At 70.0% G+C, this 7,860-nt stretch carries 6 protein-coding genes; 5 read left to right on the top strand and 1 reads right to left on the bottom strand.

Going from position 1 to position 7,860, the window contains the following annotated elements; all coding sequences use genetic code 11:
* Window positions 1–814: NADH-quinone oxidoreductase subunit N (locus ACWELJ_RS32340; RefSeq protein ID WP_452369875.1), on the top strand; the 814-nt coding region annotated here is incomplete at its 5' end.
* Window position 815: 1 nt separating this feature from the next.
* Here the strand turns inward: ACWELJ_RS32340 and ACWELJ_RS32335 are convergent.
* Complete coding sequence (locus ACWELJ_RS32335) at window positions 816–2,198, bottom strand: ammonium transporter (RefSeq protein WP_452369874.1); 1,383 nt, start codon at window positions 2,196–2,198, stop codon at window positions 816–818.
* A gap of 313 nt (window positions 2,199–2,511) precedes the next feature.
* On the opposite strand from ACWELJ_RS32335, the gene ACWELJ_RS32330 reads away from it, so the two are divergent.
* From ACWELJ_RS32330 to ACWELJ_RS32315, 4 genes are all read left to right on the top strand, one after another.
* Window positions 2,512–3,762, top strand: coding sequence for a hypothetical protein (locus ACWELJ_RS32330; RefSeq protein ID WP_452369873.1), 1,251 nt, complete (start codon window positions 2,512–2,514; stop codon window positions 3,760–3,762).
* 5 nt (window positions 3,763–3,767) lie between these two features.
* Window positions 3,768–4,727 carry a glutamate ABC transporter substrate-binding protein gene (locus ACWELJ_RS32325; protein WP_452369876.1) on the top strand — a complete coding sequence of 320 codons (960 nt, stop codon included), beginning with the start codon at window positions 3,768–3,770 and terminating at the stop codon, window positions 4,725–4,727.
* An 8-nt stretch (window positions 4,728–4,735) separates the two neighbouring features.
* On the top strand, window positions 4,736–5,917 hold the full coding sequence (locus ACWELJ_RS32320; protein ID WP_452369872.1) for a hypothetical protein: 1,182 nt from the start codon (window positions 4,736–4,738) through the stop codon (window positions 5,915–5,917).
* A partial coding sequence (locus tag ACWELJ_RS32315; RefSeq protein WP_452369871.1) for a tetratricopeptide repeat protein occupies window positions 5,914–7,860 on the top strand: 1,947 nt, incomplete at its 3' end. The genes ACWELJ_RS32320 and ACWELJ_RS32315, both read left to right, overlap by 4 nt.

Here is a 7,860-nt window from a genome sequence, read left to right as displayed (position 1 = left end):
GCTGGGGATCGGCGCGGTCGCGGTGCTGGGCGGACTGCTGTTCAAGGCGGGCGCGGTCCCGGCCCACTTCTGGGTCCCCGACGTCACCCAGGGCACCCGCCCGGAAGTCGCCGCGGTGGTGACCACGGTGCCGAAACTCGGTGCGGTCGTGGCCGTCTACCGGCTCGCCGCCGAAGTCCTCGACGCCGGCGACCTGGACTGGCGCGTCCTGATCGCCGTGATCGCGGCCGCCACCATGACCCTCGGCAATTTCGCGGCCTTCTTCCAGACCGACGTCCGCCGCCTGCTCGGCTACTCGACCATCTCCCAGGTCGGCTACCTGCTGGTCGGTGTCGCCGCGGCGAACCGTTCCACGCTCGCACTGGGCGGCGTCCTCCTCTACCTCGCCGCCTACGCGCTCACCAATCTCGGCGCGTTCGCGGTGGTCTGCGCGCTCCCCCGCCTGCGTACCCGCACCGACTACACCGGTCTGCTGCGTGCCCGCCCCGGACTCCTCGTCGCCCTGGTCATCTGCCTGCTCGGCCTGGTGGGCACGCCGCCGACGGGCGTCTTCCTCGGCAAGCTCACCGTCTTCACCGCCGCCTTCGACGCGGGCCTGGGCTGGCTGGTGGTGATCGCCGTCCTCAACGCGGTGGCCAGCGTCTTCTACTACCTGCGCTGGATCGTCCCGGCGCTGCGGGGGCGGACGGACCCGCCCGCGTCCGCACCGATCGCCGCCGTCACGGCCTACCTCGCCGCGGCGGGCTCGATCGTCGTCGGACTGCTGGCCGGGCCGCTCCTCGACGCCTTCGAAGGCTCCACGCTCGCACGGTGATTCACCGAACCTCCGGGCGCACCGGTGGCTTTCGCGCGGGTGGCGCGTGCACGAGCGCGTCGTCCGGGTAGGCCTCTTCCTCGTGCGCGCCGACATCGCCGGTCTCGAGGACCTCATCCGGCATGCGCAGCCTCATGAAGAGGCTGAGCACCTTCAGGATCGCGAAGGTGATGAACGCGTCCCACACGATGACCGTCGCCGCCGCCCCGGCCTGCCACAGCAGTAGTTTCGGATTGTGGCCGTAGAGCCAGCCGCCATAGGTCGCGTCCGCCGCACCGCCGGTGCCGAGGTACACCCGGATGTGCGGATCGGCCAGCACCCCCACCAGCAGGCCGCCCGCGAGCCCGGCGACGCCGTGCGTGTGCACGACGCCCAGCGTGTCGTCGACCTTGCGGAACAGCCGGGTGCGGCCCAGCTTGTTCCACGACAGCCACACCAGGGTGGACGCGATCAGCCCGATCACCATGGCCCCGAAGCTGTTCACGAACCCGGCGGCCGGCGTGATGGCCACCAACCCGGCGATCATGCCGTTCACCGCGCCCAGGAAGTTGGGTCGCCGCGACGGGCCCGCCACCATGTCCCACACCACCCAGGTCAGCACGGCGCACGCGGTCGCCAGATTCGTATTGATCACCGCCAGTGAGGCATCCGCCCCCGCGAAGTACGGATCGCCGCCGTTGAATCCGTTCCAGCCCAGCCACAGGATTCCCGCGCCGGCCGCCGCCATGGGCAGATTGTTCGGCACCGCGCGTTCACGGTCGCGGGCCAGCCGCGGCCCGATGACCGCCGCCGCCACGAATCCCGTGGTCCCCGCGGCCAGGTGGATGACGTAGCCGCCCGAGTAGTCCAGCGCCCCCATTTGCGACCACCAGCCGCCGCCCCAGATCAGGAAGGCGTTGACCGAATACGCCAGCGTCGACCACAGCGGCACGAAGATCAGCCACACTTTGAAACTGATCCGCCCGATCACACTGCCCAGGAACAGCAATGGCGTGATCGCGGCGAACACGAACTGGAAGTAGACGAGCGTCGTCTGGGAGAACCGGAATCGGGGCATGAGTCCGTCGAGCAGCGGAATCATGGCCTGTTCTTGATTATTCGAACTCAGCACGGTGTGCGGTGTCCCGATGGCGGCCCGCAGTATTCCGGGACCGAGCCGCACGGGTTCGCCGAATCCCATGTTGAATCCCCACAGCACCCACACCACCAGGACCAGCGAGAATCCGGTGAATGCCATGAGCATGGTGTTGACGGCCCATTTTCGTTGCACCAGACCGCCGTACAAGATCGCGATTCCGGGTATGCTCATCAGACCGACGAGAGTGGCGGCGACCAACTGCCAGGCATTGTCGCCGGGATTGAGCCAATCGGGATACGGTGACATGGTTCGGCGCTACCTCACCGCGGAGCGGGCAGGCACCAGACTCGCTCCGGCACTGATGACGTTGTGACATAAGGTGTCTGGGGTCACATCCGGTGAACCAAGTGTTGTGCCGGAACGTTTCCCGGTGATTACCCGCGGTTAAATCTGGATTTCACGGTCCGGTCACGAATGCGCGGGCATGTGAAATCGACTCCCGAACAAACGAATTCCAACCGGTCGGAACTCGATCGACAGCCCGCGATCACTCCCGTACGATCTGGCCATACGGGGAGAACAGGCCCGTCGAACGGGGGAATCGGAGTTGAGGAGTCGCTTGCCGGCGACCATTCGCAATGCCGCGGAATGGACGCGACGCCTGGCGCGCACCGCACCGGGTGTCATCGGCGCGGTGGGCGCGGCCCTCGCCCTGCTCGCCCTGATCGGCGGCCTGGTGACGGCGAATCAGCAGAGCGCCAAGCTCGCGCGGCACGACACCGTGCTGGCCCACACCGAGCCGCTGGCGAACGCCGCGCAACGCCTCTATGTGGCGCTGTCGACCGCCGACGCCGCGGCCTCCACCGCATATCTGTCCGGCGGCATCGAGTCGCCCGAGGTGCGGATGCGCTACGAGAACGCGCTCACCGACGCGGCCGCGGCGCTGGCCGAGGCCACCACCGGCGCCTCCGATGACGAGACCCGCACCATCCTCGCCAAGATCTCCGCCGAATTGCCCAGTTACACCGGCTATGTCGAGGCGGCCCGCGCCAATAACCGCCAGGGCCTGCCGGTCGGCTCCGCCTACCTGCGCCAGGCCTCGGCCCTCATGCAGGGCTCGCTGCTGACGAACGCGGCCGAACTGGAGGGCATCCGCCTCGACCAGCTGCACCGCGACCAGCGCGCCATCACCGGCCTGCCGCTGTGGAGCGTCGCCCTGCTGGTGCTGTTGCTGGCGGCCTGCGGCTACGGCTCCTGGCTGCTGGTGAACCGCACCAACCGCTGGATCAATCCGGGCGTGGTCACCGCCGCGGGCCTCACGGTGATCGCGCTGCTCTGGATCCTGACCACCACCATCGCGGCCTCGGCGTCGATCGATACCGGCGCGACCGCCCGCTTCGAGAAGATCGCGCAGGCCCGGATCCTGGCCCAGCAGGCCCGCACCGAGGAAACCCTGCAGCTGATCACCCGTGGTGACATCAAGGTCAGCGAGGACCGCTTCGCCGCGGGCAGCGCCAAGCTGCGCGCCGATCTGGGCGATCTGGTCAGCGCGGACTCGCCCGCGTCCAAGGCCTTCTCCGGCTGGCAGGACGGCCATCAGAAGGAAGTGGCCGCCTATTTGAGCAATAACTATCGGGGCGCGGTGGACCAGACGGTGAAGGCCGACGGCACCGGATCAGCCGCCCAGTTCGCCGCCCTCGATTCCGCCTTGAAGACCGAACTCGAGCGCACCCGCCAGGAAGTGCGCGACGATGTGAACACGGCCGGAAATGCCCTCACCCTGAGTCCCCTGGGCACGCTGGCGCTGCTGCTGGCGGCGGCGGGCTCGATCGTCGTCGGGGTGTGGCCGCGGTTGAAGGAGTTCTTGTGAAGCGGATGCGGATGCTGGTGCTCGCGGCGGTGGCGCTGCTGGCCGCCGCGTGCGGTTCGACGCCGGAGGCCGCGCCCTTCCAGCTGCCTCCCGACAACCGGCTGCCCGCCGGGGCGAAGGTCCTGACTCCCAGCACCAACCAGCGGGCCGACCTGTCCTGCGATCCGACCGCGAGCCTGCGCCCGCAGGGCGCGCGGCCGCAACCGGGTTCCATGCCCGCGGGATCGACCATGGCGGCCATCGTCGCCAATGGCAAGATCCGGGTCGGGGTGAACCAGAACGAATTCCTGTTCGGCTACCGCAATCCGGCCACCGGTGAGATCGAGGGCTTCGACATCGATCTGGCACGGGAGGTGGCGCGCGACCTGTTCGGCGATCCGAGCCGGGTGGAGCTCAAGCCCATCGAGACCTCGAACCGGGTGCAGGCGCTGACCAAGGGCCAGGTCGACATGGTGGTGCAGAGCTTCAGCGCGACCTGCGCGCGCCGCAAGGACATCCAGTTCTCCTCGGTCTACTTCGAGACCGACCAGCGGGTCCTGGTGACCAAGGGTTCGGGCATCCACTCGGCCGCCGACCTGGGCGGCAAGAAGGTGTGCGGCATCCCCAACTCGACCACCCTCGACGCGGTCTTCGCGCTCCCGCAGCGCCCCATCGTGATCGGCATCGACAACTGGCTGGACTGCCTGACCGCGCTGCAGCAGGGCGAGGTCGACGCCGCGAGCACCGATCTGCCGCTGCTGTACGGCCTGAAGATCCAGGACCCGAATCTCGAGGTGGTCGGCGACGCCATGGCCTCGGACTCCTACGCCATCGGAATCCAGCAGCAGGCCACCGATTTCGTGCGCTTCGTGAACGGCGTGCTGGAGCGGGTCCGCACCGACGGCACCTGGCAGCGGCTCTACAACCAGCGGCTGAGCGTGCTCGGGCCGTCCAACGGTCCCCCGGCGCCCAAGTACAGCGATTGAGTTCGGCCATGCAACCGAATCCGGGGCACATGCTCAGCGTCGCCGAGATCGATCGCGACATCGCCGAGCGGGCCCGCGAGCTCGAGATCATCGCCGCGACCCTGGTGGAACTGGACAAGCATCCCGGTCTGGTGCTGCTACGGCGCTTCCCGCCCACCGGCGTGACCGAACAGCGCTGGGCTCCGGCCCGCGCGGCACTGGAACTGCTGTGGGAGGACTTCGGCCGCCTGGGCACGGTGCTGGATCACGCGCGGTCCGCACGGGCCCGGCGGCGACTGGACGCCCTCGACCGCGAGGAGCTGACCCGGCTGCTGCGCGGACAGCCGATCGAGCTGGCGCGCACCGCGATTCCCATGTCGCAGCGCGCACTGGGCGGACCGCGCGAACAGGTCCAGCTGATCGGGATCGCCGAACTGCTCGAGCGCATGCACGCGGCCTTCCCGGTCGTGGTGCGGGTGCTCGAAGCCGTGGAGGCGGTCAACGACCGGGTGATGTCCGAGGTCGCGCCGCTGCGCGCGGAACTGGACCGGGTCGGCTCGAGCATGCCGCAATTGCGTTCGCTGGCCGCCGATCTCGACGAGCTGTCGGTGCAGGCCGCCACCGATCCGCTCGCGCTGGCGCCGGACGCGCTGGATCGCCGGTTGAGCGAGCTGTCGCGCCGCATGCGCGAGGCCGCGGCCGTGCTCGCCGATCTGCGGGCCATGTCCGCGGACTGGGACACCGCGGTCGAACGCGTGCGCACGCTGATCGACGTGCTACGCAAGACCTATGAGCGCGCCGACCACGCGCGCGCCGAAGTGGAGAGCATCATCCTGGCCGCGCCCCTGCCCCGCCACGCCGACGACAGTGCCGTCTACAGCGCGGAATTGACCGCGCTCGACGCCGAGCAGCCCACCCCGGCCGCGCTGTGGGAGCTGCGCCAGCGCATCGCCGCCGCCCTCGACACCGCGACCCACAACGAGCAACTGGCCCAGGGGCTGCTCGACCGGAGGCTGGAATTGAAGGGACGCTTGAGCTCCTATCGCGCCAAGGCCGCGCGCCTGGGGCTCGGCGAGGAACAGGATGTGCTGGCCTCGAGCCGCATCGCCGCCGGGCTGCTCGCCCGCCGGCCCTGCGACCTGGCCGCGGTCACCCGCGCCATCACGGACTACCGCCAGCTCATCGCGCAGAAATCGGGGAGGCGATCATGAACTGCACCGAGCCCGGCTGCACCGGGACCATCGAGGACGGATACTGCACCGTCTGCGGCACCGCCCCGAGCCCGGGGGCGGCACCGAGCACCGCATCCGGGTCGAGCGCGGTACTCGGTGCCGCTGCGGGGAACTCGGCCCGGAGTGCATCGGGCTCGGCAACCGGTGGCTCCGGCACCACACCGGGCACCCCGGCCACGAGCGCGGGCATCGCTGCCGGCACCCCAGGCGCGGCGTCCGACGGCTGCACCGAACCCGGTTGCACGGGAACGATTCTCGACGGCTACTGCGATGTGTGCGGCAGCGCGCCCGCTCCGGTCTCGGCGCCGGCCACCACCGCGCAAGCCGGTGGCGCGACCATCGGCACCGGAGCCACGGCGACCGGCCGCACCGCCCGCAGCGGGCGCTCGGTCCGGACCGGCCGCTCCGGTTCCTCCGGCGCGAGCCGGGGCCGCCTGGGCGCGGGCATGGTGAAGGTCCCCTCGATCCCCCGCCGCGACCCCACCGAAGCGGTCCTCACCGACCCGCGAGTGCCCGAGCACCACCGTGATTGCGGTAAGTGCGGTCGTCCGGTCGGCCGCAGCCGTAATGGCGAGCCGGGCCGCGCCGAGGGTTTCTGCGCGCACTGCGGCACGCGTTTCTCCTTCACCCCCAAGCTGTCGAACTCCGATCTGGTCGGCGGCCAGTACCAGGTGCTGGGCCCGCTCGCGCACGGCGGCCTGGGCTGGATCTACCTGGCGGTCGACCACAAGGTCGACAACCGCCCGGTGGTGCTCAAGGGCCTGCTCAATACCGGTGACGCCGACGCCATGCGGGCCGCGGTGGCCGAGAAGCGGTTCCTGGCGCAGGTGGACCACCCGAACATCGTGCGGATCTACAACTTCGCCGAGGACACCGGCCCCGACGGCAAGCCGGTCGGCTATATCGTCATGGAGTACGTGGGCGGCAAGTCGCTCAAGCAGATCCTGCGTGAGCAGCGCACCGCCGATCAGCAGTATCTGCGGCCCGCGCGCGCCATCGCCTACATCCTGGAGATGCTGCCCGCGCTGGAGTACCTGCACGATCGCGGTCTGGCCTACTGCGATTTCAAGCCCGACAACGTGATGCAGACCGAGGAGCAGCTCAAGCTCATCGACCTGGGCGCGGTGATCGGACTGCACGACCAGACCGAAACCATCTACGGCACACCGGGTTACCAGTCCCCGGAGATCGCGCGGACCGGGCCCACGGTGGCCTCGGAGGTGTACACCGTGGGCCGCACGCTGGCGGCGCTGATCATGCGGATCCCGCCGGTCAACAACGAGCTGGGCCCGCTGCCCGGCCCGGACACCGAACCGCTGCTGGCCCGGCACGAGTCGCTGTACCGATTCCTGTTGCGCGCCACCGACATCGACCCCGACGCGCGCTTCACCTCGATGACCGAGATGGGTGATCAGCTCACCGGCGTGCTACGCGAGGTGCTGGCCCGCGAGGACGGGCGGCCCCGGCCGGGCCTGTCCACCCGGTTCGGCCCGCCGCGCGGCGTGTTCGGCGTCGGTGACCGGCTGCCGGGCGATCCGCGCGAGATCATCGCCGCGCTGCCGGTCCCGCTGATCGATCCGGGCGACAGCGGCGCGGCCCTGCTCGCCTCGACCAGCGCGGTCACCCCCGATGACCTGGAGCGCGAGATCAACGCGGGTCTGCAGTCGGTGGTCACCGGCCAGGCCGAATCGGTGGAGATTCCGCTCCGATTGATCCGCGCCGCACTGGAATTCGGCGACGCCGACGACGCGCTGCGCCGCCTCGACGCGGTGGAGTCCACCCTCGCCGGGGACTGGCGGCTGACCTGGTTCGCGGGCCAGGCCCGCCTGCTGCAACGCGACTGGGCCGCCGCCACCGCCGAATTCGACGCCCTCTACAGCGCGCTGCCCGGCGAGGCCGCCCCGAAGCTGGCGCTGGCCGTC

The sequence above is a fragment of the Nocardia sp. NPDC004582 genome, assembly GCF_053602115.1.
Note: the sequence above shows the minus strand (reverse complement) of the source record. Positions and strands in the feature narration are given on the sequence as shown.

Coding starts and splice junctions, on each gene's coding strand:
- ACWELJ_RS32325 (WP_452369876.1), top strand. CDS start 3,768: ATGCGGATGCTGGTGCTCGCGGCGGTGGCGCTGCTGGCCGCCGCGTGC.
- ACWELJ_RS32335 (WP_452369874.1), bottom strand. CDS start 2,198: ATGTCACCGTATCCCGATTGGCTCAATCCCGGCGACAATGCCTGGCAG.
- ACWELJ_RS32320 (WP_452369872.1), top strand. CDS start 4,736: ATGCAACCGAATCCGGGGCACATGCTCAGCGTCGCCGAGATCGATCGC.